This window comes from Pseudonocardia sediminis (genome assembly GCF_004217185.1).
Classification (GTDB): Bacteria; Actinomycetota; Actinomycetes; order Mycobacteriales; family Pseudonocardiaceae; genus Pseudonocardia; species Pseudonocardia sediminis.
In genome coordinates, this window is sequence record NZ_SHKL01000001.1 from 2822114 (window position 1) to 2847396 (window position 25283).

Consider the following 25283-nt stretch of genomic DNA (forward strand, 5'->3'; position numbering starts at 1 on the left):
ACAAAGTTATCATAGGGTGCCGGAGCCCGGGAACACGACGGGACGGTCGCAGGGATCTCGGATGCGTCGACGTCGAGTTCGCCGGGCAGGTCGGCGAACTAGGTCGGTGTCGTCACGCCCTGTCCGCGGCTGCGTGGGGTCCGGTGGCCGTAGGTCAGTCGTCGCACGAGGGCCTCGGCCGGTCCGCGCCGTCCGTTGCGGTGCAGAAGGTCGGCGACGAGCACCGTCGCGACCCACGTCGCGACGCCGATCCCGGCGGCCGCCGCCGCGCCGAGCCCGCCGTGCAGGCCGACGAGCGAGGGTTCGGTGAGCACCAACCACACCGGGGACTGGGCGATGTAGAAGGTCATCGACCGCCGCCCGCAGGCCACCAGCGCCGTCGTCACCCGGCCGCGCCGATCGCCGATCCGGAGCGCGACGAGTGCGATCACCGCGGCGTAGGCGAGGCCGCCCGCGATGCCGGTCGCGCTGAACAGCGCGAACGCGGCGGCGATCACGGTCGAGGACCGGGGGTGCCAGACGTCCACCGCCTGCAGGGTGACCGGTAGCGCGCCGAGCACGGCGACCGGGAACCCGATCAGCGCCACCCCGCGCAGGAGCGGCCGGAACCGGCCGGGCTCCTCGAGCAGCCGCATCCGCGCTGCCCAGATGCCGATGAGAACGGGCGCCGCCGAGGCAAATGCGGATACCGGCAACAGCGGGAGCGCCATCGTGCGCACCAGCGCGCTCTCGATCAGGGTCGCTCCCACCGGCAGGGGCGGTTCGGCCCCGCCCACCAGCTGGATCGCCGCGGCCAGCGAGGCGCCGGCGGCGAGGACCACGGCCGTGACCGTCCACAGCCGGCGTCCGGACCAGGCCACCGCGCCGGCGAACAGCAGCGAGAGCACTCCGTAGGAGCCGATCACGTCCCCGCTGTAGAGCAGTGCGACGTGGACGACACCGAACACGACCAGCCAGAAGCCGCGCCGACGGATCAGCCGTCGGGCCCCGGCCGGATCCTGGCCGGGGCCGGAGTGACGCCGGGTCATCTGCACCAGGCCGTACCCGAACAGGAGGCCGAACAGCGGGGCCGCCCGGCCGTCGACCAGCGACGTCAGCAGTGCCTGGACCGCGACGTCGAGCGGGCCGCCGCCGGCGGGGACGTTGTAGGCGTTCCCGCCCGCGTGCAGCATCCGCGAGTGGGCCAGCGCGATGAGCAGCAGCATCACACCGCGCGCGAGGTCCGGGGCCAGCAGGCGCTCGCCGTCGGGGGTCGGTGCGACCGGTCCGGGCACGGACGGGAGTGCTCTCGACATGCGGTCGACGCTAGGTATGCCGTGCGGCCGGGCACATCGGTCGAGCGACCGGCGCCGTCCGACCGAAGACGGAGAGAGCTGAACCGACGGAGGAGCGAGTGGCGTCGTGGAGCCGGTGGTGCGGCACGGGTCCGACCGCCTCGTCTGCCGCGTCGTTCGCCCTCGGGGCCCTCCGCCGTGTCACCATGAACCGTCGGGCGAGGTTCGGAGAGAAGTCGATGACATCGGTCGAGCAGGCTGTCAACGCGTTCCGGCGGACACCGCAGGGAGCCGGGCACTCCGAGCGCACCCGCGACGAGCTCCGGGAGGCCTTGCGGTCGGCGGACCTGCTCGACGGCCTGCACAACTGGTCGGTGGTCGACGTCGACGACGACGAGGGTCTGCTCGTGGATCGCGACGGCGTGGAGGTCGGGACGTGGCGCGAGGACTACCCGTACGCCGAACGGATGGCGCGCGAGGAGTACGAGGCGGTCAAGCGCGCCCTGCAGATCGAGCTGTTGAAGATGCAGTCCTGGGTCAAGGACACCGGCCAGCGGGTGGTGGTCCTGTTCGAGGGGCGCGACGCGGCCGGTAAGGGCGGCACCATCCAGCGGTTCACCCAGCACCTGAACCCGCGCGGGGCCCGGGTGGTCGCCCTGGACAAACCGGACGACCGGGAACGCACGCAGTGGTACTTCCAGCGCTACTTCTGCCAGCTCCCCTCAGCCGGGGAGATCGTGCTGTTCGACCGCTCCTGGTACAACCGCGCGGTCGTCGAACGGGTGATGGGCTTCTGCACCGACGCGGAGTACGCCGAGTTCATGTCGCAGGTCCCGTCCCTGGAGAACGCGCTGGTGGACAACGGGATCCATCTGATCAAACTGTGGTTCTCGGTGTCGCGGCCGGAGCAGCGCACCCGGTTCACGATCCGGGTCATCGACCCGTTGCGCCAGTGGAAGCTCAGCCCGGTCGACCTCGCCGCCCTGGACCGGTGGGACGACTACACCGCCGCCAAGGAGGCGATGTTCGCCGGGACCGACACCGCCGCCGCGCCGTGGACGGTGGTCAAGAGCAACGACAAGAAGCGGGGACGGATCGCGGCCCTGCGCTGGGTCCTGTCCACGCTGGACTACCCGACGAAGGACGTCGACGTCGTCGGCACACCCGACCCGCTGATCGCCGGGCCGCCGAGCCGGGTCTACGAGTCCAGCGAACGCGGCCCCTCGGCAGGCGGCGACGATACGCGGTGACCACGACGGTGCCGGTCGACCGCGGTGGCCCGTGCCGTCGGCAGCATCGCGGCGAGCGTCTCGGCGGCCCCTACGGCCTCCGTGACGGTGGCGTCAGTGCGCGTTCTGCACCTTCGTCGCCAGCAGCTCCCAGCTGCGCCACCAGCTCTCCCGGCGCGGCGCCGGCCCGGTGACGATCAGCTCGTCGGCGTCGGCGCGGGTGGCGAAGTCGTCCAGGTAGGTGGCGACGGTGTCGGGTGTCCCGACGGCGGTGTAGCGGGTCATCGACCGGATCTGGGCGCCCGAGGCGCTGTCCAGGACGGCGTCGGCCTCGGCGTCGGTCAGCGATGCGCCGCGACGTCCGGTGAACAGCCGGACCCGGGAGCGCTGCACCTCGCGCTGAACCTGCTCGGCCTCCTCGTCGGAGTCGGCCGCGATGACGTTCACCCCGGCCAGGACGTGCGGGGCGGAGAGCTGCTCGGAGGGACGGAACTCCCGGCGGTAGAGCGCGACGGCCTGCTCGAGGGCCTCCGGCGCGAAGTGCGAGGCGAACGCGTAGGGGAGTCCGAGCGCGGCGGCGACCTGGGCGCCGTAGAGCGACGACCCGAGGATCGACAGCGGGACCCCGGTGCCGCGGCCGGGATGGGCCTCGACACCCGGGACGAGGCTGGTGGACCCGAGGAACGCCTGCAGCTCCTGCACGTCCTGCGGGAACCGGTCGGAGGCGCGCGGATCGCGCCGCAGCGCGCCCACGGTCGCCTGGTCGGTGCCGGGCGCGCGGCCGAGCCCGAGCTCGATCCGGCCGGGGTGGAGCTCGGCGAGGGTGCCGAACTGCTCGGCGATCTGCAACGGCGAGTGGTTCGGCAGCATCACGCCGCCGGAGCCCAACGTGATGCGCTCGGTGCGTGCGGCGACGTGGGCGATGAGCACGCTCGTCGCCGCCGACGCGATCGATCCCATGTTGTGGTGCTCGGCGTACCAGATGCGCCGGAAACCCCAGTCCTCGGCGCGCTGCGCCAACGTCGTGGTGGCTTCCAGGCCCTGGGCGACGGTCTCGCCCCGGGCGACGGTGGCCAGGTCCAGGATCGACAACGGCAGCGGTAGCGGCATTGAGGCACCTCACGATCGACACGGTGACCTCACCTTCAACGACGCGGGGGCGCTCGCTCTTCCGTCGTGGTGGACCCGGATCCGGATCCTGGCGCCGGACACGCGGAGGAGCAGGGACGACGGCGGTCCGGTGTGACCGAGGGGACAGCGCCGTGTCCTCAGGACGGGGGGAAGTCCTGCACCCCCAACGCCACGGCGATCCGCCCCAGCGCCGCCCGGTTGTCGGCGTCGAGCCGGTCGAGGACCAGTGCCCGGACCGCGCGCAGGTGGGTGGGCGCCGCGGCGTGCACGACGTCGAACCCGTCGTCGGTGAGGGCGGCGAGGGTGTAGCGGCCGTCGTCGGGGTCGGGGGAGCGTCGCATCCAGCCGCGACCCTCCAGCCGTTTGACGACGTTGGACAGCCGGGACAGCGAGCCGTTGGTCAGGAACGCCAGCTCGCTCATCCGCAGACTGCGTCCCGGCGCCTCCGACAGGTGGCTGAGCGTGAGGTACTCGAACAGCGTCAGCCCGTGTGCCTGCTGCAGCGGTGCCTCCAGCCGGCCGGGCAGTAACCGGGTCGCGGAAGTAGGTCCCGCCCGGCGCCGGTCCGGATCGTCGGCGATGAGTTCCGATCCCACGGACGGTCTGGACCTACATGCTGATCATCGCTGGTTACCTGACCGCCGAACCGACCGACCGGGACGCGTTCGTGGCCGATGGCGCGAAGGCGGTCTCCATGGCGCGCGCCGCGCCGGGTTGCCTGGACTTCTCCATCACCGCGGACACCGTCGACGCGGCGCGGATCAACATCTTCGAGCGCTGGGAGTCCGAGGAGGAGCTTCTGACGTTCCGCGGCTCCGGACCCGACTCGGACACCGCGGCGCGGATCCTGGGAGCCGAGGTGAGGCGCTACGTCATCGCCTCCGTCGAGGATCCGTGAACGAAGCGACTCCGAGTCGTGCCGGCGACGGGCGATGAGGCTCGGGACTCTCAGATCGTGAGGCGCATCGGGAGCGAGGCCCACGCACGCAGGGTGTTGTTGAGGTGCCGGACCGGCTCGCCCGTCAGCTCGAGCCGGGTCACCCGGGTGAGCAGGGCGGTCAGGAGGGACTCGGCCTCGAGCCGGGCGACGTGCTGGCCGACGCACTGGTGGATGCCCATGCCGAACCCGACGTGACCCGAGGGGTCGCGCGTGGGGTCGAAGGTGTCGGGGTCGGTCCAGTGGTGGGGGTCGCGGTTGGCCGCGGCGAAGAAGACCAGCACCTTCTGCCCGGCGGGCAGGACGGCGCCGTCGCGGCCGACCGGGACGTCGCGCACCGTCGTGCGGAAGAAGGCCTGCACCGGGGACTCCCAGCGGACCGCCTCGTCGAACGCCCCGCGCACGAGCTCGGGCCGGGCACGGAGCAGGTCCCAGGCGCCCGGTGTGGTGGCGAGGGCGTGCAGGACGGCGCCGATGCCGTGCACCGTGGTGTCGACCCCGGCGGTGAGCAGCGACCGGACCACGAGCGGGGCCTGGGCGTGGGTGAGGTCGCCGCGGTCGGCGGCGGCCCAGATGTCGGCTCCGAACCCGACCGGCGCCAGGTTCTCCCGCCGGCACTGCTCGCCGACCCATCCCGAGTGCTCGGCGACGTCGGCGTTGCCGGCGAGCACCAGCGCGTTGTCGGTGGGGCCGAAGGCGTTGAAAGCGTGGTCGCCGTAGGGGAGCAGGTGCTCCCGCCCGTCGCGGCCCAGGCCGACGGCGTCGGGGAAGACGCGCAGCGGGAACGCCTCGGCCAGCGCGGGGACGGCGTCGACCTCGGCCGAGCCGCCGGCGAGCAGGTCGGAGACGAGCCGCTCGGCGTCGGCGGCCCAGTCCTCGCGCAACCGTCGTAGCGCGCGGGGCCCGAGGATCCCGGCGAGGACGGTACGGGGCGCGTCGTGCCCGGGCGGGTCGGCTTCGAGGAGCAGCGACGGAGGTCGCCACGGCGTCTCGGTGCGGAAGTTGGTCAGCCCGACACCGGCGGAGGACTCGAAGGACTGCCAGTCCGACAGCGCCGCGCGGACGTCGTCGTACCGGGCGATCGCGTAGGTGTCGTAGCGCGGCAGGCGCACCAGCGGCCCGGCGTCGCGCAGAGCGGCGTGGGCGGGGAGCGGGTCGCGCAGGACCTCGGGATCGAACGGGTCGAGATCGAGGGTCGGCAGGGTCTGGACAGCGGTCACGGAACGCTCCTCGACTGCGGTGTCGGCACGGCTCGGATGGGACTCGGGCGAGTCAGAGGTCGAGGACGAGGCGGTCGCCGCGGGAGCGGGAGACGCAGACGAACATGCAGTCCCCGGCGGCGCGCCCGTCCTCGTCGAGGATCGAGTCACGGTGGTCGAGATCGCCGGCCAGGACCGTCGTCTCGCAGGTGCCACACGTCCCCTCGCGGCAGGAGGACAGGACCTCGACCCCGGCCGAGCGCACGGCCTCGAGCACGGTGATGTCGGGGGTGACCTCGACCTCGGTGCCCGTGCGGCCCAGCGCGACGGTGAACGGGGTGTCGCGGACCGGTGCGCCCTGCTCCCTGGCCGCGAAGCGCTCGGTGCGCAGTGCTTGCGACGGCAGGTGCGCGCAGGCGTCGTCGACGGCGTCGAGCAGCGGGGCGGGCCCGCAGCAGTAGACGCGGGTGTCGGCGTCGACCTCGGCGAGAAGGTCGGCGAGGGGCAGGAGCCCGTGCTCGTCCTGGGGTAGGACGGAGACCCGGTCGCGGTGACCGGCGAGCTCGTCGATAAAGGCCATCGAGCCGCGGGTGCGGCCGCCGTAGACCAGCCTCCAGTCGGTGCCGAGCCGGTCGGCGGCGGCGATCATCGGCAGCAGCGGGGTGATGCCGATCCCGCCGGCGACGAAGAGGTAGCGCGAGCTCGGGACCAGGCCGAACCGGTTGCGCGGCCCGCCGATCCCGACCAGGTCGCCGACCGCGAGCTCGTCGTGGATCCAGGCCGAGCCACCGCGTCCCCCGGGTTCGCGGAGAACCCCGACCCGGTAGGTGTGGGCGTCCCAGCGGTCCCCGCAGAGCGAGTACTGCCTGCTCTCGCCGGAGGGGAGGATCAGGTCGATGTGCGAGCCCGGCGTCCAGTCCGGCAGCCTCGCGCCGGTCGGGTCGGTCAGCGTCAGGGCGACCACACCGTCCGCCGCCGGGGTCTTGGACGTGACGCGCAGGCTGAGCCCACGACCGGGATCGACGCGGGGAGGTACGGCTGCCGACATGTCCCCGAGAGTGGACGTCACCGCGTCACCCCGACCATGGCGTTCTCGCTCAGTGAGAAGCGAGGCGTCGGCCGATACCCCGCGCCGCCGCCCGGAGGGCGGGTACCTGGGCCCTCGCGTCACCGTCGTTGGGAACGATCACGGCCAGGGCCGCGACGACCGCACCCGCCTGCGAGCGCACCGGGACGGCGATCCCGCAGGCGTCGGGGTGGATGAAGCCCGGGCAGAACGCCACGTCCTCGTGACGAACGTGGTCGAGCATCGCCCGCAGCCGGCCTGGGTTCGTGATGGTGTCGGGGGTGTAGGCGCGCAGCGGTCCCGCCAGGGTCCGTTGCTGGACGTCGGCGTCGGTGTGGGCCAGGAGAACCAGACCCGAGGACGACACGTGCAGCGGGAGCCGTCCCGCGATGCGCGTGTAGTTGACGACCGCGGCGGGGGCCGAGAGCCGCTCCAGGAACAGCACCTCGGCGTCGTCGAGCACCCCGAGCTGGATGTGGTGGCCGACGACCGCGTGCAGGTCCTCCATCAGAGGCATCGCCGCCTCCCGGAGCGACAACGCCGTGGACGCGCGGGAGCCCAGCTCCCACAGCCGCAGGCCCAGACCGACGCGCCGGTCGGCCTCGCGGCGCAGCCGTGGGCCGGCCGGTGGCAGGGCCGGACCACCTGTGTCGGACGGCTCACCCGGCCCGTCCGGGGAGACGAGACGGGGAGGCAGTCGCTGCAGGACTGAACGATCCGGATCCGGGCACCCCGGTGTGACGAGTACCCGTATCGGGCGGAACCACCGTCCGGATCGACGCTCTGGTGGAGGTTTCGATGTCGCACGACCGGCACGTCTGTCCGGTGATTCGGGCGGAGCGGACGTGACGGCGGAGTCGTCGCTGTCCGGCCGGCAGGCGCGCACACCCACGGGGGTGCCGCCGCGCGGGTGGTGGCAGGTGTTGCGGCGCGCCTTCGCGGAGAGCTCCGCCGACAACGTGTCGATGCTCGCCGGCGGCGTGGCCTACTTCGGTTTCCTGGCGATCTTCCCGGCGCTGATCGCCGGGGTCACCCTGTACGGGCTCGTCGCCGATCCGGCCACGGTGACCCGGCAGGTGCAGGACCTGACCGCGCTGCTGCCGCAGGAGGCGCAGCCCCTGATCACCGATCAGCTGACCTCGATCGCCTCCGGTGGCGGGAGCGCCCTGGGGATCGGTCTGGTCGTGTCGCTGCTGGCGGCGGTCTGGTCGGCCTCGAGCGGGGTGGGCAACCTGATGCAGGCGGTGAACCTGGCCTACGACGAGAAGGAGGGGCGTGGGTTCGTCGCGTTGCGCGGGACCGCGCTGCTGCTCACCGTCGGCGCGGTCGTGTTCGTCCTGGCCACGCTGGCGCTGGTGGCGGTCGTCCCGCCGGTCCTCGACGCGATACCGCTGGGGATCGTCGGGACCGTCCTGGCGCAGGTCGTGCGCTGGGCGCTGCTGGTGGCCCTGGTGGTCGGGAGCCTGGCCGTGGTCTACCGGGTGGCCCCGGACCGGGACTCGCCACGGTTCGCCTGGGTCAGTCCGGGGGCCCTGCTCGCCGCGGTGCTGTGGCTGCTCGGCAGTCTGCTGTTCAGCCTGTACGTCAACAACTTCGGGAGCTACAACAAGACCTACGGCGCGCTGGCCGGGGTCGTGGTGCTGCTGCTGTGGCTCTACCTGACCGCCTACATCGTGCTGCTCGGGGCCGAGATCAACGCGGAGGCGGAACGTCAGACCGTGCGCGACACGACCGTCGGCGAGGCGAGACCACGGGGGAGTCGCCGCGCCGCGGCGGCCGACGAGGTCGCCGATCCGCCGGGCCCGGGGCCGGACCGGTGACACCGCCGCCGTGCGCCGGTCCCTCCTGCGCGGACCCCCGCCCGTGCAGGAGGGACCCTTCGCTCCCGGAAGTGCCCTTCCGGGTCGACGGGCGCCGGAGCCCCGTCCGCCCGGCCCGGAACCCGGTGACGGGTCGTCGGACGGGGGTGACGGTTCCGGAGGATCCCGGACCGGCCGGACCGACGTTACTTCTACGAAGCAGTAGAAGCAAAGTGCCGGCTGAACTACTACTCAACGTGCTCGATCCATTACTTCCCGGCGAGATCGCCGGGACCCGACGAGCATCGCCGACACGGCGGCGACCCAGCCGGCGACGAGCATGAGCTGAAGGTGCTCCACGACGCCGACGCCGTCGGCGCCCGTCAGGGCCAGCACGCTGACCACGGCGGCGAGCAGCACCAGGGCCGCCGCGCACACCTGTCCGGGTCGCACTCCCGTGCGCCGGGGCCGGTCTCCGGCCCGGGGCCGTGAGAGCGTGACCATCGCGGTCGTGGCGGCTGCGACACCGGCCAGCCCGGACAGCGTGTGCAGGTCGGTGAGCTGGCCCATCAGTGGCTGTGCCTGCTCGGCGAGACGGCACGCCGGGTCCGCCGACGGGGCGCACTCCATCGGGTGGAGGCCGTCGACGACCGCCGTCAGGCCGACGACGGCGACGGCGGCGGCCCCCACGGTCTCCCGGCGGTCCACGGGCCGGACCGCCGACCGCTGCAGACCCGCGGCCAGCAGGATGATCAATACGCCCGCCGCGACGTCGGCGATCCGGAACCAGGCGCTACCGGGAGAGCCCGGTACCGCGAACTCGCTGACGTACGCCCGTGTCGGGTCCAGACGTGTTCCGAACAGCGGGGCGGCGAGATACCAGCTGTAGCAACAGGCTCCCGCCATCCCGGCCCAGCCGGCGAGAGTCCGCTCCCGCGGCGACGCGCGGCCCGGCCCCACCCGCCTCCCGGCCGGGAGAACCGGCCGTCGCGCGCCCTGAGGCCGTCGCGCGCCCTGAGGCCGTCGGATCGCCACGGGCCGAGGACCTCCTGCGCAGAACCGTCGTCTCGCGTGGGAGGACCCGTTCCGCGGAGCCCTCCGCCACGAGCGGTACCGGAGGGGATACCGCCACGCTACTTCTACCGATTCGTAGAAGCAACGACGGGACGACCGGGTGCACATCGTAGTCGCCGGTTCCGGGTACCCGGGCGCAGTTCCGCGGGCACGTCCGCGGTCCCTGCAACCGCACCGGGAGAACGAGATGACGCACGACCGCCCCCTCGCCATGGTCACCGGAGGCTCGTCGGGCATCGGGCTCGAACTGGCCCGCGAGCTCGCCGGACGCGGCCACGACGTCGCGATCTCCGGGCAGAGCGGGCGGGTGCACGACTCGGCGAAGGAGCTCGAGGCCCTCGGCGTCGACGCCTATCCGTTCCAGGCCGACGCCTCCACCTACGACGGCGTGGAGGCGTTCTGGACCTTCGTCGCCGACCTCGGCCGTCCGGTCGAGGTGGCCTGCCTCAACGTCGGCATCGGCGTCGGAGGGGCGGGGTTCGCCGACACCGACCTCGCCGACGAGTTCCGCATGATCGCCATCAACTGCACCGGGCTGGTGCACACGGCCAAGCGGGTCACCCACGCCATGCTCGCCCAGGGCCGGGGGCGGATCCTGATCGTCTCCTCGATCTCGGCCTCCACGCCGACGCCGTACGAGACCGTCTACGGTCCGACCAAGGCGTTCGGGTTCTCCTTCGCCGAGTCCCTGCGCGAGGAGCTGCGGGGGTCCGGGATCACCGTGACCGCCCTGCTGCCCGGCGCCACCGACTCGGAGTTCCACGCGAATGCCGGCATGGGCAACACCAGGTTCGGTGACAACAGCTGGAAGAACGACAAGCGCCTCGTGGGACGCCAGGGGATCGACGCGCTGTTCGCCGGTGACGACCACGTCGTCGGCGGGGACGAGGCGACCAAGCAGGCATTCCTCGACAACCGCGCCACCTCCGAGCCGGAGAAGGCCGCCCGCCAGGGTGCACAGGCCCGGCCGGCCGGCTGACCGTCCGCCGACCGGCCGGCGGGTCGGGACGTCAGAACAGCTCCGGCGTCGACGGGGTCGCGTCGTCGAGGAACGCGGTGATCATGGGGACCAGGACGTCGGACTCTCCGGAGATGCCGACGTGCGACGTCGCCGGGAGGATCACCAGCCGCGCCGCCGGGACGGTCTGCAGCACTCCCGAGGCCGCCGCGTCCTCGTCACCGCCGCCGAGCAGCGTGAACATCTCCACCGCGTGCTCGGGCCGCACGCCGTCCGCGTCGCCGATGATCACCATGGCCTTCGCCGTGATCGACCGCATCTGCGCGTCGGTGATCTCCTGGTCCTCGACGTTGAGGACCTTCATCTTCTCGAGATAGGCATCGAACGCCGCGGCGTCCGGGGTGTGCTCCAGGAACGCCTTCTCGACGGGCGTACCGGCGAACATCGTGGCGTCGAGCCCGGCGACGGCCGTCCCGACCGACGGGTACCACCCGTCCCTGCGGAACGTCGCGGACAGTGACACGAGCTTCCCGACCAGCGCCGGGCGGCGCAGGGCGAGCTGCAGCGCGACCCCGCCGCCCTGCGAGTAGCCCATCACGTCCACGCGATCGACGCCGAGCGCGTGCAGCAACGCGGCGGCGTCGTCGGCGAAGCGCTCGTAGGACATCACGCGCGTCGTGTCCGGGGTCCGGCCGTGTCCCTGCTGGTCGAAAACGATCACCGTGCGGCCGGCCGCGAACCGGGCCACCCACGTGGACATCGAGCCGGTGTCCATGAAGGCACCGGGGACGAGCAGCAGCGGCGTCGTGCCCGGGACACCGAGCTCGCCGTACACCTCGTGGTAGAGGCTCAGGCCGTCGATTCGCAGGTGCCCGCTACGGGACGGGGCCGGTGCGGTCGGTTCGGTCATCGTGGCTCCCGGGCTCGAGGGAAGTGGTCCCCCGATAGACCGGACGCGACCGCGGGACTCATCGCCCCGGCACCGACTCCGACGATCGGTAGCCCGCCCGTGTGACCGGACGGCCCGGTCAGGCCTGCGGCAGCGCCGGCGGCTCGCCGGTGCGCTCGTAGTCCGCCAGCTGATCGATCCGGCGCTGGTGGCGGCTGCCCTCGAACTCCGTGGTGAGGAACGCGTCCACGATGCGCTCGGCCTCCTCGACCTCGTGCATCCGGGCGCCGATCCCGGCCAGCTGGGCGTCGTTGTGCCGCCGCGCCAGCTGGGCGGTCTCGACGCTCCAGGTCAGGGCGGCGCGGGCGCCGGGAACCTTGTTCGCGGCGATCTGCTCCCCGTTCCCGGAACCGCCGATGACGAGGCCGAGACTGCCCCCGTCGGCGACCACGCGCCGCGCCGTCTCGACACAGAAGGGCGGGTAGTCGTCGTCCGCGTCGTAGGCGTGGGGGCCGACGTCGGTGACGTCGTGACCCAGCTCGGCCAGCCGCCCGACGAAATGGTTCTTGAGCTCGAGCCCTGCGTGGTCGGAACCGAGATAGATGCGCACGTCGGCAGTCTATGCACGGCGGATTCGGACGACGGGCATCGGAAACCGTGATGACCGCGGCCGATTCTGTTATGGCCGTCGCCGGACGCGGGGGAGACGGCACCCGGACGGAGGTGGAGCAGGGTCGGAGCAGGGGGTGACCGTGGTCTGTCCGTCGGTGTCCGCGTCCACCCCACTCGTGAACTCCGGAGCGCCGTTCGGCACAGATCGCGGACCACTGGTGCGACCCCGGTTGCGACGACTCCGGAAATTCACTCAGGATCATCCGGACCGCGGAAACCGGGACGACACGCTCGGGTTTGCGCGGATCACGACATGAGGAGGAAGAAATGAACTGGGAAACTCCGGAGTACACGATCGTCGAGGTCTGCGCTGAGGCCACCGGGTACTTCCACCGGGGCTGACGGTCCGTTCTCGGACTCGTTCTGCTCGTCCGGGCCGGCGTAGGGCACCCGCCCTGCGCCGGCCCACCGGCAGTGGCGGTCCGAATGGTTCAGATCAGCTGGCGAGTGGTCTCACTGCCGCCGGTCCTCGGCTGACCCGGTAGCGGTCGACCGGGAGGACAACGATGCCCGAAAATCCCGACACCCACGTCTACCGCACCTATGACAAGGTCCTGGCCGGCCTGACGGCCAAGCCGGCGGGCAGTGGTCGCGCCGGCGACTGGTGGCCCCAGCGGGTCGACCTGTCGCCATTGCGCCGGAACCGGCCCGCGGACCCCGGCTACGCCGATCGATTCAAGTCTCTGGATCTCGACGAGCTGGCCCGGGACATCGACGACGTGCTGACGACGTCGCAGGACTGGTGGCCCGCCGACTTCGGGCACTACGGCCCGCTCGTGCTGCGCATGGCCTGGCACGCCGCCGGCACCTACCGCGCCCTGGACGGCCGGGGCGGCGCGTGCGCCGGGATGCAGCGCTTCGCCCCGCTCAACAGCTGGCCGGACAACCGGAACCTGGACAAGCCCCGCCGGCTGCTGTGGCCGGTGAAGCAGAAGTACGGGTGCCGGATCTCCTGGTCGGACCTGATGATCTTCGCCGGCAACCGGGCACTGGAGTCGATGGGCTTCACGACCTTCGGGTTCGCCGGAGGCCGCCCCGAGGTGTGGGAACCCGACGAGACGTATTGGGGACCGGAGAGCAAGTGGCTGGCCGAGCAGCGGTACAGCGGCCTGCGCCAGCTCGACGAGCCGCTGGCGGCCAGCGAGATGGGGCTCATCTACGTCGATCCGCAGGGCCCGGCCACCAACCCGGACCCGAGGCTCTCGGCCCGCGACATCCGCCAGACCTTCGCGCGGATGGCGATGAACGACGAGGAGACGGTGGCGCTCATCGCGGGCGGGCACTCCTTCGGCAAGATGCACGGCCCGGCGGACCCGCACCAGACGGCGGGCCCCGAGCCGGAAGGCGCGCCGCTCACCGAGCAGGGCCTGGGCTGGCGCGGCGGGCACGGCAGCGGCGTCGGGGCGGACACGGTCACCACCGGGCTGGAGGGGATGTGGACGGAAACCCCCGTCGAGTGGGACAACTCGTACTTCGAGACGCTCTTCAAGTACGGGTGGGACGTCGAGCTCAGCCCGGCCGGCCTGTGGCAGTGGATCCCGAGCGACGGTGAGGGCGAGGGCACCGTGCCGGACCCCTTCGATCCCGACGTCAAGCACCACCCCGTCATGCTCACCACGGACCTCGCGTTGCGCGAGGACCGGAAGTACGAGGCGATCTCACGGCGTTTCCTCGAGCACCCGGACGAGTTCGCGGACGCGTTCGCCCGCGCCTGGTTCAAGCTGACGCACATCGACATGGGCCCGGTCCAGCGGTATCTGGGTCCGCTCGTCCCGGACGAGGCGCTGATCTGGCAGGACCCGCTGCCGGAGGTGGACCACGGCCTGGTGTCCGCCGACGACGTCGCCGCCCTCAAGCGCGAGATCCTCGGATCCGGCCTGACGGTGGCGCAGCTCGTCGCCACGGCGTGGGCGTCGGCGTCGACCTACCGCGACACCGACAAGCGCGGTGGGGCGAACGGGGCGCGGATCCGGCTCGAACCGCAGCGCAGCTGGGAGGTCAACGACCCCGAGCAGCTGGACGTCGTCCTGTCCACACTGGAGACGATTCGGCAGCGGTTCGACGACTCCCGGACGGACGGCACGCGGATCTCGATGGCCGACCTGATCGTGCTCGGCGGGTGCGCCGCGGTGGAACAGGCCGCCGCGGCCGGCGGCCACGAGGTCGAGGTCCCGTTCCGGCCCGGGCGCACCGACGCGACCCAGGAGTGGACCCACGTCGAGTCGTTCGACGCACTGCGGCCCCGGGCGGACGGCTTCCGGAACTACGCGGGCGAGGACGGCCGGGTTCCGGCGGAGCAGCTCCTGGTGGACAGGGCGAGCCTGCTGACGTTGAACGTGCCCGAGATGACGGTGCTGGTCGGCGGGCTGCGGGTGCTCGAAGCCAACCACCGGGGATCCTCGGCGGGGGTGCTGACCGCGACGCCGGGAGTGCTGACCAACGACTTCTTCGTCAACCTGCTGGACATGGGGACGCAGTGGTCACCGGGACCGCGCGGCGACGGCCCGATCTACGAGGGTCGTGACGTGTCCACCGGTGAGGTGAGGTGGACCGCGAGCCGGGTCGACCTCGTCTTCGGCTCGAGCTCCGACCTGCGGGCGCTCGCCGAGGTCTTCGCGAGCGACGACGCGGGCGGCAGGTTCGTCCGGGACTTCGTCGCGGCGTGGGTGAAGGTCATGGAGCTCGACCGGTTCGACCTGGGCTGAGGCACCCCCCCCGGAGCGGGTCCCGGGGACCGTGTTCGATCCGGTCCCCGGGACCGATTCATGCCGCGGGGAATCGGACTTGTCCGCGCGACCAGGGGAAATGTGCCACACCGCCGAGGTGGCCGATACGAACGGTACCTTCCGCCGTGCGAACGGCGGATGTCGACCAGTTAGCGGAGAGATATACCGGAAACGCTCGAACATGGTTACGCTCAACACGTGTTACAGGTTCGGCGGCAACGATTGAGCCGACATCAGGATCTGTAGACGCCATGCCGTTTCATCGCGGTCGTCGCATCATTACCGTCCATGTGCGGGAAATGCTGCGATATCGGCCGGGATTCTCATTTCTCGATGACGAGGAGGTGACGTCCGATGACGACTGCACAGAGTAGAGAAGAACTCCTGTCCGAACTCGGCGGACAGAACAGGGCAACCATCGGTGCTGTGCTGGGAACCGGGCAGGTCGCCAAGGCGACCGTCCTGCCCGACGGCACGATGGAGGCGACCATCCGGATTCCGGAGGACGCCATGGTGTGGGAGCCGTCGGTTCTGATCATGCCGCACGCCGGCATCCTCAACCTGACGATCATCAATGATGACACGAACACCCACGCCTGCCTGCTGCCCAGTAACGGCGACAAGCAGTTCATCGGCCTGCTGAACCACTCCAAGGGCACTGCGACCCTCGAGCTGGACGGCCCCGGTTGCTACTACTACGGCTCGCCCGCCGGCAACGACGAGGGCCGCGGTCTGACCGCGGCGATCGTCGTCAGTGGCGAGGTGCCGCCCGAGGCGAAGCTCGACCGACCCGCGCAGCCGCGACCGTAGAAGGGCAGCACCACATGACTATCGAGTACACCGACGCCGGCAAGGCGATCAACCAGAGCCAGCTGTCCACCCTGAAGCACACCGCGCCGGACGTGACCCGCGGGCTCGACTACGAGCGGATCCTGCAGGCCCGTAGCGAGTCGCAGAACTGGATCACCTACTACGGCGACTACGACGGCAAGCGGCACAGCCTGCTCGACCAGATCAACGCCGGCAACGTCGAGAACCTGAAGGTCGCCTGGATGTTCCAGGCGAGCGCGACCGGCATGATGGCGTCGACCTCGACCTACGCGTTCGAGGCCTGCCCGATCGTCGTCGACGGCGTCATGTTCGTCACGGGCTGGGACGGCTGGCTCTGGGCCCTCGACGCGAAGACCGGCGAGCAGCTGTGGCGCTACAAGCACGCGGTGCCGATCGACGTGACGCTCTGCTGCGCCAACGTCAACCGCGGCTGTGCGGTGGCCAACGGCAAGGTCTACATGGTCACCCAGAACGCGCAGCTGGTCTGCCTCGACGCCACCAACGGTCAGAAGATCTGGCAGAAGACCATCGGCGACGTCCGCGCGGGCGAGAGCGCGTCGATCGCTCCTCTGGTCATCAAGGACTTCCTCATCACCGGTTCCGCCGGCGGCGAGTACGGAGTGCGCGGTCACATCGACGCGTGGGACCTGGAGACCGGTGAGCAGAAGTGGCGCACCTACACCGTGCCGAAGCCGGGGGAGAAGGGCTCGGAGACGTGGCCCGACGACGGCGAGGCCTGGCAGCGTGGCGGCGCGAACCACTGGGTCACCGGCACCTACGACCCGGAGCTGAACCTCTACTTCGCGGGCACCGGTAACCCGGCTCCCGACTTCGACGGCGAGGTCCGCCCCGGCGACAACCTCTACACCGACAGCGTGGTCGCGCTGGACGTGGACTCCGGCGAGATCAAGTGGCACTACCAGTTCACCCCGCACGATCTCTGGGACTACGACTCCACCATGGAGATGACCCTTTTCGAGCGGGACGGCAAGAAGCTCATGGCCCACTTCGACAAGAACGGGTACATGTTCGTCCTCGACCGCACCAACGGCGAGCTGCAGGACGTCACGCCGTTCGTCGACCGGATCGACTGGGGGGTCATCACCCGCGACGGCAAGGTGACCCCGCGGAAGTACCCGGACAAGGAGGGCGAGCCCTGCCACTTCTTCCCCGGCCCGGCCGGTGCGAAGGAATGGACCCACGCGTCGTACAACCCCGAGCACGACCTGTTCTACGTGCCGGTCGCCGACGTGGGCGCCACCGCCACCCGGCGTCGCCGTGAGTTCAAGGAGGGCATGCCCTACTGGGGTGCCGCCGTCGAGGTCGACATCGACGACATGGCCGGCTCGGTCAGCGCGTTCGACTCCCACGGTGAGGAGAAGTGGCGCTACCGGCTCGACAACATGCCGATGGCCGCCTCGACCCTGAGCACCGCGGGCGACGTGGTGTTCGCCGGCACCCCGGCGGGCGACTTCCTGGGGCTGCACGCCCAGACGGGCGAGAAGCTCTGGAGCTTCCAGTGCGGCAGCGGTCACCACAGCAGCCCGAGCACCTACATGATCGACGGCAAGCAGTACGTGGCCGTGCCGGTCGGCTGGGGTGGCTGGCTGGAGGGCATCGTCCCGGGTCTGTCCGGCCAGGGACACGGTGCTTCGCTGATCGTGTTCTCCCTCTGATCGACACGTTCCTCTGACGTGCTGCCGACCGGTGGTCGGGCCGTTCCCACGCGGAACGGCCCGGCCACCGGTTCGGTGTTTCAGCCGACGGCGACGGAAACGATGGTGATGTGATGACCCGGTCCACGGAGACCCGGCGCGAGGAGTACCTGCCGTGCCTGTACTGCGGACAGCGCTACGGGCCGGACGACGTCGCGCTGCACACCGAGCCGGTGCACTGCGGGCGGTGCATCACGTGCGTCGACAAGCCCGCATGCTTCGACTGCCGCCTCATGTACTGCGTGTGTGACGTGCACCAGTACCGGGGCTGACGCCGCGGGCCCCGCGGCCGCCGGGTCAGATCTCCAGTGCCCGGCGGACCGTCGGGGTGTTCCGCCGGGAGACCGGCACCATCGTCCTGGCCTGGTCGTCCATCACCAGGACCAGCTCGCCCTTGTCCCGGCGCTCGACCTCCCGGATGCGGCTGAGGTTCACGACGTACTGGCGGTGCACCCGCAGGAAGCCGGAGTCGCACAGCTCGGTCTCGAGCCGGTCGAGTCCGGGCGAGGTCGACCGCAACAGCCCCTCGTCGGTCGACAGCCACACGTCGTTGCCGTCCGACTGGGCGAACGACACCTCGGGCGTCCGGAGCAGGACCATGCGGTTCTCGCGCGTGGCGACCATCCGGCGCGGCTGCGTCCGGGGCGGTACGTCCTCCGCCGTACGGGGGAGCGGATTGCCCTCCGAGACGCCGAACGAGACCACGTTGCCGACGAGGTGCCCGGCCAGGAACACCGGCCGGAAGCTGATCGACGTCGGCTCGTTGGAGAGCCGGGTGACGATCTGCGTGGAGCCTGTCCAGTCGGGATCGCGTGCGGCCTGCTCGGCGGCGAACCGGGCGGCCTGGATGAACTCGGGCAGCTCCGGTCTCCAGCGCACCGCGGGATCGGGCACCGGCGAGGAGCCCGGGATGCCGAGGAGCACCCCCGCGGCGTCGTCGGCGAGGACGACCCGGCCCGCGGGGTCCACGGCCGCGAGCGTCGCGCTCGAACCCGACCTGGCCTGGGCGAAGGCGGCCATCAGCTCGGCGCCGTCGTTCCGGGCGCGCTGGCGCAGGACGCGCTGGGTCATCGTGGCGGCGTTGCCGAGCCAGGCGCCCACGGTTCCGGGGAGCTCGGTGCGCCAGCAGGAGACGTTCAGTACGGCGATCGGTTTCCCGGTCACCACGTCCCGGACCGCCACGCCGGCGCACGTCCAGTCGTGGAACGCCTGGCACCAGTGCTCGGCGCCGCGGATCAGTACGGGGCCGTGCGACATCAGCGCCGTGCCCATGCCGTTCGTCCCGGCGGCACCCTCCGACCAGCAGAACCACTGGGCCAGGTTGGCCTCGTCGGCGACGGTGCGCGTCTCCGGGTCGCCCCACTGGGCCAGGACCCGCCCGATGGCGTCGGTGATGGTCACGATGCCGCCGGTGGTGCTGACCTCGTGCGCCATCGCCGCGGCGCGGAACCCGAGCTCGGCGATCACCACGTCGTGCTCCAGCGCGTGGTCGGCCTCGGCGACAGCCGCCGGGGCCTTGGAGAGGTTCGGGTCGACCCGGTACTGGTCCCGGCACCGGTGCCAGGAGATCGCTATCTCGGGCCGCACGCCGTTGAGTTCGTCCTCGCCCCCGGCGAACCGCTCCCACGCTCGGCGGACCGCCGTGTCACCTCGGCTGCTGGAGCCGGGGTCGGGACGGCGTACCTGGGACAATGCGAGACCGCCTTCGGTCTGTCGGGCCGGGCGCGGCGATGCGACCTTCTCCGAACGCTAATCGCCGACTCTGATCAAGGGCAAGCGACGTGGGCCGGCGGTTGACGAGCGGCGGTGAATCGATGATAAGCGGACGGAAACACACCCTTGAGCGGCGGGAAGCCCTGCCGCGCAGGAGGAGCCGAAAGTTCGTCGTGTGTTGGAATTTGTGAGGTTATGGTGGCCTACCTCGCCTTTCGGGTGGTTCTTCCGCCATATGGCCGAGCGCGGAAAAACTCAGGTTGATGTGTTCGGCGGCGTAGAGTTAGCTTGGCGATTCTGTTACCCAGGCGGTCGAAGGATCTCCGGTGTGTCAGTCGACGAGGAGGTCACATGACTGGACGAGTGCCACCGCTGGTGATCGCGCCGAGTCGGCCGGGCGGAGGTGAGCGGGTGCCCGCCGGTTCCCTGGTGGCCTCCCCGTCGGCCAAGGAGGTGGCCCGCGCGTGGGAGGACTTCGCCTCGGGTGAGGACATCGAGACCGGTGTACGGCCCGAGATCCTGGCGTCGTGGTACCGGTGCCGGGACCAGTACGAGGTCGACCGCACCCTGGACGTCGCTCCGGGGGCCCGCGGCGACGACGCCCAGCGGGTCGACAACAGCGTGATCTTCACCGGGCTCGGCGGGCTGGGTGCGCTGGCCGGCCAGGAGGTCGCGCAGGACGGCGCCGTCGTCACCGTGGCGGACGGCAAGGGCCGCGTACTCGGCGCCTGGGGCGACCCGTCGGCGCAGCGGCGTGCCGAGCTGCACAACCTCGCGCCGTGGTCGTCGTGGTCGGAGGCGTGCACCGGTACGAACGGGATGGGGACGTCGCTCGAGGTGTCCGGCCCGGTGACCGTGACGGGGCCGGAACACTGGTGCCAGGCGTTCCACCAGTGGGCGTGTGCGGGCATCTCCATCCGTGACGTGGTGACCGGCGCGCCGGTCGCGTCGATCAACATCTCGCGGTGGAACGCGTCGCTGCCCAAGCTCGTGCCGCCGTGGCTGACGAAGGCGGTCTCGTGCGTGGAGCAGGAGATCTACCGGCGTGCCATCTACGAGGCCGACAAGGTGGTCGCCGAGTTCACCAGGAGGAGCGCGCAGAACGGTGGTGCGCTGATGGCGATGGACCGCGGCGGGAACGTGATCGCCGCGACCGACGCGGCCGTGACGATGCTCGGGCTGGCCGGCGAGACGCCGATCGTCGCCGGGGCGACCGAACCGGCGGAGCGCTGGAGCCCGGACATCCCCGGGCTGCCGGACGTCGTGCGGTGGGCCAAGGCGCGGGCCGAGGGGAACACGGAGTGGAGCGGCTACGCGCGGCTGCCGGTGTGTCCCGGCGAGGAGCCCGTGCCGCTGACGATGCGGTCCGTCGTCGACGCCAACCACGTCGTGGGCATGCTGTGCTCGTTCGGGGTGCAGGACGGCGAGGCCTACGAGCAGGAGGACGAGGAGTCGGTCGGCCCGCTGCCCCGGTGCATCATCGGGATGCGCGACGACCGGCTGGTCCTGCTGTCGCCGTCGGAGATCCGCTACGCCGAGGCCGACCGCAACATCGTCTGGCTGGTCACCGAGCGCGGCCGGATCCAGGCCGCGACCCGTGGCCTCGACAACGTCGAGCGGTCGCTGGCGCCGTACGGGATCCGCCGGGTGCACCGGCGGTACCTGGTGAACCTGCGCCGGGTGGCGGAGGTCGAGCGGGGGATCAAGGGAGAGCTGTTCCTGATCATGGACTCGCGCAACCACGAGCTCGTCCCCGTCTCCCGGCGCCACGCCCCGGACCTGCGGCGCATGCTCGGGATCTGATCAGCCCGATCGTCCGGACACCGCGGCCGCACGCCGGCGCAGGTCCTCCACCGCCTGCGCCGGGTCCGCGGCCGAGTAGACGGCCGAGCCGGCGACGAAGCAGTCGACGCCGGCCTCGGCCGCCTGCTCGATCGTCTCGGCGTTGATGCCGCCGTCGATCTCCACCATCAGGTTCAGGTGGCCGGTGTCGACGAGCCTCCGTGCCGTACGCACCTTGCCGAGGACGTCGGCGATGAACGACTGTCCGCCGAAGCCGGGCTCGACGGACATCACGAGCAGGGTGTCGTAGTGCTTGAGCACGTCGACGTAGGGCTCCAGCGGCGTGCCCGGCTTGATCGCCAGCCCGGCCTTCGCGCCGGCGGAGCGCAGGTTCTTCGCGAGCATGACCGGGTCGTCGGCCGCCTCGACGTGCACGGTGACGTTGTGTGAGCCCGCCTCGGCGTAGCCGATCGCCCAGTGGTCCGGCTTCTCGATCATGAGGTGGCAGTCCACCGGGATCTCGGTGACGGCCAGGATCGACGTCACGACCGGCAGGCCCAGGGTCAGGTTCGGCACGAAGTGCGCGTCCATGACGTCGACGTGCAGCCAGTCCGCACCGCGGCCGGGCTCCCCGTCCACGGCGGCCATTTCGTCGGCGAGCCGTGCGAAGTCGGCGGAAAGGATGGACGGCGCAATCAGGGGCTGATTCGACACGGCTCCGACCGTAAGGCGCGCGGGATCGGTCGTGGCTATTCGTGGTGTGTATCCGGGGATTGTTTTTGCGGATGTGCTCGGGTGTTGCCGGTTTCTGTGGGGGTCGGTGATGGTGGTGGGGACTCTTGGCAGTGCTCGTGGTGAGGAGATTGTTGTGAAGTTGCAGGTTGCTCTGGACGTGTTGGATCTGCCGTCGGCGTTGACGCTGGCGGGTCAGGTGGCCGAGCACGTGGACATCCTCGAGCTGGGTACGCCGTTGGTGAAGTCGGCGGGTATCGCGGCGGTGACGGCGATCAAGGCGGCGCACCCGGACAAGCAGGTGTTCGCGGATCTGAAGACCGCTGATGCCGGTGAGCTGGAGGCGACGCTGGCGTTCGAGGCCGGCGCGGACCTGGTGACGGTGATGGGTGCTGCCGACAACGACACCATCAGTGGTGCGGTGGCGGCGGGGAAGAAGTACGGCAAGCAGGTCGTGGCGGACATGATCAGTGTCGTCGACGGGCGGGTCGCGCGGATCCAGGAGGTCGCGAAGCTGGGTGTGGACTTCGTGGAGATCCACGCGGGTCTCGACGAGCAGGCGCGTCCGGGTTACACGATCAAGCAGCTGCTCGAGGACGGTCGCGCCGCGGGTGTGCCGTTCTCCATCGCCGGTGGCGTGAAGGCGGACACGATCGGGTCGGTGCGTGATGCCGGCGCGGTGGTCGCGGTCGCGGGTGGGGCCATCTACGGCGCCTCGGACCCCGGTGCCGCCGCCGCCGAGCTCAAGAAGCGCGCCACCAGCTGACCCGCTCCGTCCACCCGCCCGGCGAGACTAAGGACTCCTCCGTTCATGGCACCACACCATTCCGCCGACGAGGTCGTACGCCTGACCACCCCGCGAGTTCCCGAGGACTGGTCCGATCTGGACCGGCGCGCGGTCGACACCGTCCGTGTGCTGGCCGCTGACGCGGTCGAGAAGTGCGGGAGCGGGCACCCCGGCACGGCGATGAGCCTCGCGCCGGTCGCCTACTCGCTGTTCCAGCGCGTCATGCGGCACGACCCGAACGACGAGCTGTGGCCGGGACGGGACCGGTTCGTGCTCTCGGCCGGGCACTCCAGCCTCACCCTCTACATCCAGCTGTTCCTCTCCGGCTACGGCCTGGAGCTCGACGACCTGAAGGCCCTGCGCACGTGGGGTTCGCAGACACCGGGCCACCCCGAGTACTCGCACACCAAGGGCGTGGAGACCACCACCGGCCCGCTCGGCCAGGGCCTGGCCAACGGGGTCGGCATGGCGATGGCCGCCCGCCGCGAGCGCGGGCTGTTCGATCCGGACACCGAGCCGGGCAAGAGCGTGTTCGACCACCAGATCTACGTGATCGCCTCCGACGGCGACATCGAGGAGGGCGTCACCTCCGAGGCGTCGTCCCTGGCCGGCACGCAGCAGCTGGGCAACCTCACCGTGATCTACGACGCCAACGAGATCTCGATCGAGGACGACACGGCCATCGCGCTGTCCGAGGACACGGCGATGCGCTACCGCGCCTACGGCTGGCACGTCGTCACGGTCGACGGCGGCGAGAACGTCTCCGCGTTCCTGGAAGCGGTCGAGCAGGCCAGGACCGAGACCGCACGCCCGACCATGATCGTGCTGCGCACCGTGATCGGCTTCCCGGCACCGAACCTGATGAACACCGGCAAGGCGCACGGCGCCGCGCTGGGCGCCGAGGAGATCGCCGCGGTCAAGCGCGCTCTCGGCATCGACCCCGACCGCAGCTTCCCGGTCGACGACGACGTCCTGCGCCACACCCGCGAGGTGGCCGAGCGGGGACGGGCCGACCACGAGAAGTGGCAGGTCGACTTCGACGCCTGGGCGCAGGCCAACCCGGAGCGCAAGGCGCTGCTGGACCGCCTCGCGGTCCGCGGACTCCCGGCCGGCTGGGCCGACACCCTGCCGACCTGGGAGCCCGACGACGCCGGGGTCGCCACGCGCAAGGCGTCGGCCGCGGTGCTGGCCGCGGTCGGTGACGTGCTTCCCGAGCTGTGGGGCGGGTCGGCGGACCTCGCCGAGAGCAACAACACCACGATCAAGGGCGCGGACTCGTTCGGCCCCGCCACGATCTCCACCTCGGCCTGGACGGCCCAGCCCTACGGCCGCACGCTGCACTTCGGCATCCGCGAGCACGCGATGGGGTCGATCCTCAACGGCATCGCGCTGCACGGCGGCACCCGCCCCTACGGCGGAACCTTCCTCATCTTCAGCGACTACATGCGCCCCGCGGTGCGCCTGGCGGCGCTGATGAAGCTGCCGGTCGTCTACGTGTGGACGCACGACTCGATCGGCCTCGGCGAGGACGGACCGACCCACCAGCCCGTCGAGCAGATCGCGACGCTGCGCGCCATCCCCGGCCTGTCCGTGGTGCGCCCCGCGGACGCGAACGAGACCGCGCACGCCTGGAAGGCGATTCTGGAGGACACGAGCGGTCCGGCCGGGCTGGCGCTCACCCGCCAGAACGTGCCGACGCTGCACGGCACCTCCGCCGAGGGGGTCGCCCGCGGCGGGTACGTGCTCGCCGAGGCGTCCTCGGGATCTCCCGACGTGGTGCTGGTCGGCACCGGTTCCGAGGTCCAGCTGGCCGTGGAGGCCCGGACCGTCCTCGAGTCCGAGGGCATCGCGACCCGCGTGGTGTCGATGCCGTGCGTGGAGTGGTTCGACCGGCAGGACCGGTCCTACCGCGACGAGGTGCTGCCGCCGGCCGTGCGGGCGCGGGTGGTCGTCGAGGCGGGCGTGGCCCAGCCGTGGCACCGGTACGTCGGCGACGCCGGCGAGATCGTGTCCCTGGAGCACTTCGGCGCCTCGGCCGACTTCAAGACCCTGTTCCGGGAGTTCGGCATCACCTCCGAGGCCGTGGCCGCCGCGGCGCGGCGCAGCGTGGAGTCCGTGCGGCAGGGATGACCCGCCGCCGCCTCGATCATCAGAAAGGGAGATTTCGTTGACGCAGTCGACATCGAAGAAGCTGGACGCCGGCACCTTCGCAGACGCCACCCGTACGGTCGTCGGGGAGGTGGAGCGGGTGAGTGCCGCGGTCGAGCCCGAGGCCTGGACGCGTGCCGGGGAGCTGCTGCTCAACGCGCAGAAGGTGTTCACCCTCGGGACCGGGCGCAGCGGGCTCGCCCTGCAGATGGCCGCGATGCGGTTCATGCACCTCGGACTCTCGACGCACGTCGTCGGTGAGGTCACCGCCCCCGCGATCGGCGAGGGCGACGTCCTGGTGGCGGCCTCGGGTTCGGGCACGACGGGCCGTGTGGTCAAGGCCGCGGAGAAGGCCCGTGACCAGGGTGCGAGCGTGATCGCGCTGACCACGGCGGCCGAGTCGCCGCTGGCCGGGCTCGCGACCGAGGTGCTCATCATCCCGGCCGCGGACAAGCAGGACTTCGACGGCAACGCGTCCGTCCAGTACGCGGGCAGCCTGTTCGAGCAGTCCGTCCTGCTGAACTCGGACGCGCTCTTCCACACGCTGTGGAAGACCGCCGGCGCCCAGGCCCGCGAGCTGTGGCGCCTGCACGCGAACCTCGAGTGACCTTCGCGCCCGTC

23 protein-coding genes are annotated in these 25283 nt (G+C 71.2%); 12 read left to right on the forward strand and 11 right to left on the reverse strand.

Annotated features, from left to right (window positions below):
* Positions 1-98: 98 nt before the first annotated feature.
* On the reverse strand, positions 99-1295 hold the full coding sequence (locus tag EV383_RS13205) for a DUF418 domain-containing protein (protein WP_130290194.1): 1197 nt from the start codon (positions 1293-1295) through the stop codon (positions 99-101).
* Between the two features lie 218 nt (positions 1296-1513).
* On the opposite strand from EV383_RS13205, the gene ppk2 reads away from it, so the two are divergent.
* The gene (gene ppk2, locus EV383_RS13210) at positions 1514-2524 is read left to right on the forward strand and encodes a polyphosphate kinase 2 (protein ID WP_130290195.1); all 1011 of its coding nucleotides are present in this window, start codon (positions 1514-1516) and stop codon (positions 2522-2524) included.
* A 93-nt stretch (positions 2525-2617) separates the two neighbouring features.
* Here ppk2 and EV383_RS13215 read toward each other — a convergent pair whose 3' ends face one another.
* Entirely contained in the window at positions 2618-3613 is a 996-nt protein-coding gene (locus EV383_RS13215; RefSeq protein WP_130290196.1) for an LLM class flavin-dependent oxidoreductase, read from the reverse strand.
* A 158-nt stretch (positions 3614-3771) separates the two neighbouring features.
* Complete coding sequence (locus tag EV383_RS13220) at positions 3772-4230, reverse strand: MarR family winged helix-turn-helix transcriptional regulator (protein WP_130290197.1); 459 nt, start codon at positions 4228-4230, stop codon at positions 3772-3774.
* 17 nt (positions 4231-4247) lie between these two features.
* Here EV383_RS13220 and EV383_RS13225 point away from each other — a divergent pair, with 17 nt between their 5' ends.
* Positions 4248-4532, forward strand: coding sequence for a putative quinol monooxygenase (locus tag EV383_RS13225; RefSeq protein ID WP_130290198.1), 285 nt, complete (start codon positions 4248-4250; stop codon positions 4530-4532).
* A 50-nt stretch (positions 4533-4582) separates the two neighbouring features.
* On the opposite strand, the gene EV383_RS13230 is transcribed toward EV383_RS13225, so the two are convergent.
* Genes EV383_RS13230 through EV383_RS33075 form a run of 3 tightly spaced genes read right to left on the reverse strand, consistent with a single transcriptional unit; the run spans position 4583 to position 7728 of the window.
* Positions 4583-5791 carry a cytochrome P450 gene (locus EV383_RS13230; protein WP_242623065.1) on the reverse strand — a complete coding sequence of 403 codons (1209 nt, stop codon included), beginning with the start codon at positions 5789-5791 and terminating at the stop codon, positions 4583-4585.
* A gap of 52 nt (positions 5792-5843) precedes the next feature.
* The gene (locus tag EV383_RS13235; protein WP_130290199.1) at positions 5844-6818 is read right to left on the reverse strand and encodes a PDR/VanB family oxidoreductase; all 975 of its coding nucleotides are present in this window, start codon (positions 6816-6818) and stop codon (positions 5844-5846) included.
* A 49-nt stretch (positions 6819-6867) separates the two neighbouring features.
* Positions 6868-7728: an IclR family transcriptional regulator gene (locus tag EV383_RS33075; RefSeq protein WP_423213645.1), complete on the reverse strand. Its 861-nt coding sequence runs from the start codon at positions 7726-7728 to the stop codon at positions 6868-6870.
* Between EV383_RS33075 and EV383_RS13245 the strand changes: the two genes are divergently transcribed.
* Positions 7682-8656, forward strand: coding sequence for a YihY/virulence factor BrkB family protein (locus EV383_RS13245; protein WP_242623067.1), 975 nt, complete (start codon positions 7682-7684; stop codon positions 8654-8656). The genes EV383_RS33075 and EV383_RS13245 overlap by 47 nt on opposite strands.
* A gap of 231 nt (positions 8657-8887) precedes the next feature.
* Here the strand turns inward: EV383_RS13245 and EV383_RS13250 are convergent, their stop codons facing one another.
* A complete protein-coding gene (locus tag EV383_RS13250; RefSeq protein WP_165438335.1) occupies positions 8888-9595 on the reverse strand; it encodes a DUF998 domain-containing protein in 708 nt (235 codons plus the stop codon).
* A gap of 301 nt (positions 9596-9896) precedes the next feature.
* On the opposite strand from EV383_RS13250, the gene EV383_RS13255 reads away from it, so the two are divergent.
* On the forward strand, positions 9897-10688 hold the full coding sequence (locus EV383_RS13255) for an SDR family NAD(P)-dependent oxidoreductase (RefSeq protein ID WP_207223513.1): 792 nt from the start codon (positions 9897-9899) through the stop codon (positions 10686-10688).
* A gap of 31 nt (positions 10689-10719) precedes the next feature.
* Here the strand turns inward: EV383_RS13255 and EV383_RS13260 are convergent, their stop codons facing one another.
* Together EV383_RS13260 and EV383_RS13265 are read right to left on the reverse strand one after the other, a co-directional pair.
* Positions 10720-11577 carry an alpha/beta fold hydrolase gene (locus tag EV383_RS13260; RefSeq protein WP_130290201.1) on the reverse strand — a complete coding sequence of 286 codons (858 nt, stop codon included), beginning with the start codon at positions 11575-11577 and terminating at the stop codon, positions 10720-10722.
* A 118-nt stretch (positions 11578-11695) separates the two neighbouring features.
* On the reverse strand, positions 11696-12166 hold the full coding sequence (locus tag EV383_RS13265) for a ribose-5-phosphate isomerase (RefSeq protein ID WP_130290202.1): 471 nt from the start codon (positions 12164-12166) through the stop codon (positions 11696-11698).
* A 568-nt stretch (positions 12167-12734) separates the two neighbouring features.
* Here EV383_RS13265 and katG point away from each other — a divergent pair.
* From katG to EV383_RS13285, 4 genes are all read left to right on the forward strand, one after another.
* Positions 12735-14933 carry a catalase/peroxidase HPI gene (gene katG, locus EV383_RS13270; protein WP_130290203.1) on the forward strand — a complete coding sequence of 733 codons (2199 nt, stop codon included), beginning with the start codon at positions 12735-12737 and terminating at the stop codon, positions 14931-14933.
* Between the two features lie 375 nt (positions 14934-15308).
* Complete coding sequence (locus tag EV383_RS13275) at positions 15309-15764, forward strand: MSMEG_3727 family PQQ-associated protein (protein ID WP_130290204.1); 456 nt, start codon at positions 15309-15311, stop codon at positions 15762-15764.
* 14 nt (positions 15765-15778) lie between these two features.
* Positions 15779-17461: a PQQ-dependent dehydrogenase, methanol/ethanol family gene (locus EV383_RS13280; protein ID WP_130290205.1), complete on the forward strand. Its 1683-nt coding sequence runs from the start codon at positions 15779-15781 to the stop codon at positions 17459-17461.
* A 113-nt stretch (positions 17462-17574) separates the two neighbouring features.
* A complete protein-coding gene (locus tag EV383_RS13285) occupies positions 17575-17772 on the forward strand; it encodes a recombination activating protein 1 (RefSeq protein ID WP_130290206.1) in 198 nt (65 codons plus the stop codon).
* A gap of 25 nt (positions 17773-17797) precedes the next feature.
* Here the strand turns inward: EV383_RS13285 and EV383_RS13290 are convergent, their stop codons facing one another.
* Positions 17798-19087, reverse strand: coding sequence for a DNA-binding protein (locus EV383_RS13290; RefSeq protein ID WP_242623068.1), 1290 nt, complete (start codon positions 19085-19087; stop codon positions 17798-17800).
* Positions 19088-19624: 537 nt separating this feature from the next.
* Here EV383_RS13290 and EV383_RS13295 point away from each other — a divergent pair.
* Positions 19625-21016, forward strand: a complete 1392-nt coding sequence (locus EV383_RS13295; protein WP_242623069.1) for a DNA-binding protein — start codon at positions 19625-19627, stop codon at positions 21014-21016.
* Here the strand turns inward: EV383_RS13295 and rpe are convergent, their stop codons facing one another.
* Complete coding sequence (gene rpe, locus EV383_RS13300) at positions 21017-21694, reverse strand: ribulose-phosphate 3-epimerase (protein WP_130294354.1); 678 nt, start codon at positions 21692-21694, stop codon at positions 21017-21019.
* Positions 21695-21740: 46 nt separating this feature from the next.
* Here rpe and hxlA point away from each other — a divergent pair, with 46 nt between their 5' ends.
* The 3 genes from hxlA to hxlB are packed head-to-tail and all read left to right on the forward strand — an operon-like array spanning position 21741 to position 25269.
* Entirely contained in the window at positions 21741-22493 is a 753-nt protein-coding gene (gene hxlA, locus EV383_RS13305; RefSeq protein ID WP_242623070.1) for a 3-hexulose-6-phosphate synthase, read from the forward strand.
* Between the two features lie 45 nt (positions 22494-22538).
* Positions 22539-24644: a transketolase gene (tkt, locus tag EV383_RS13310; protein ID WP_207223514.1), complete on the forward strand. Its 2106-nt coding sequence runs from the start codon at positions 22539-22541 to the stop codon at positions 24642-24644.
* 37 nt (positions 24645-24681) lie between these two features.
* Positions 24682-25269 (forward strand): 6-phospho-3-hexuloisomerase, encoded by a 588-nt coding sequence (gene hxlB, locus EV383_RS13315; protein ID WP_130290209.1) that lies wholly within the window; start codon positions 24682-24684, stop codon positions 25267-25269.
* Positions 25270-25283: the final 14 nt, after the last annotated feature.

Excerpts from the sequence above, each read along its gene's own strand:
- EV383_RS13285 (WP_130290206.1), top strand. The coding sequence starts at position 17,575 with ATGACCCGGTCCACGGAGACCCGGCGCGAGGAGTACCTGCCGTGCCTG.
- EV383_RS13215 (WP_130290196.1), bottom strand. The coding sequence starts at position 3,613 with ATGCCGCTACCGCTGCCGTTGTCGATCCTGGACCTGGCCACCGTCGCC.
- EV383_RS13260 (WP_130290201.1), bottom strand. The coding sequence starts at position 11,577 with ATGACCGAACCGACCGCACCGGCCCCGTCCCGTAGCGGGCACCTGCGA.
- EV383_RS13275 (WP_130290204.1), top strand. The coding sequence starts at position 15,309 with ATGACGACTGCACAGAGTAGAGAAGAACTCCTGTCCGAACTCGGCGGA.
- EV383_RS13280 (WP_130290205.1), top strand. The coding sequence starts at position 15,779 with ATGACTATCGAGTACACCGACGCCGGCAAGGCGATCAACCAGAGCCAG.
- ppk2 (WP_130290195.1), top strand. The coding sequence starts at position 1,514 with ATGACATCGGTCGAGCAGGCTGTCAACGCGTTCCGGCGGACACCGCAG.
- EV383_RS13225 (WP_130290198.1), top strand. The coding sequence starts at position 4,248 with ATGCTGATCATCGCTGGTTACCTGACCGCCGAACCGACCGACCGGGAC.
- katG (WP_130290203.1), top strand. The coding sequence starts at position 12,735 with ATGCCCGAAAATCCCGACACCCACGTCTACCGCACCTATGACAAGGTC.
- EV383_RS13205 (WP_130290194.1), bottom strand. The coding sequence starts at position 1,295 with ATGTCGAGAGCACTCCCGTCCGTGCCCGGACCGGTCGCACCGACCCCC.
- EV383_RS13255 (WP_207223513.1), top strand. The coding sequence starts at position 9,897 with ATGACGCACGACCGCCCCCTCGCCATGGTCACCGGAGGCTCGTCGGGC.
- EV383_RS13235 (WP_130290199.1), bottom strand. The coding sequence starts at position 6,818 with ATGTCGGCAGCCGTACCTCCCCGCGTCGATCCCGGTCGTGGGCTCAGC.
- tkt (WP_207223514.1), top strand. The coding sequence starts at position 22,539 with ATGGCACCACACCATTCCGCCGACGAGGTCGTACGCCTGACCACCCCG.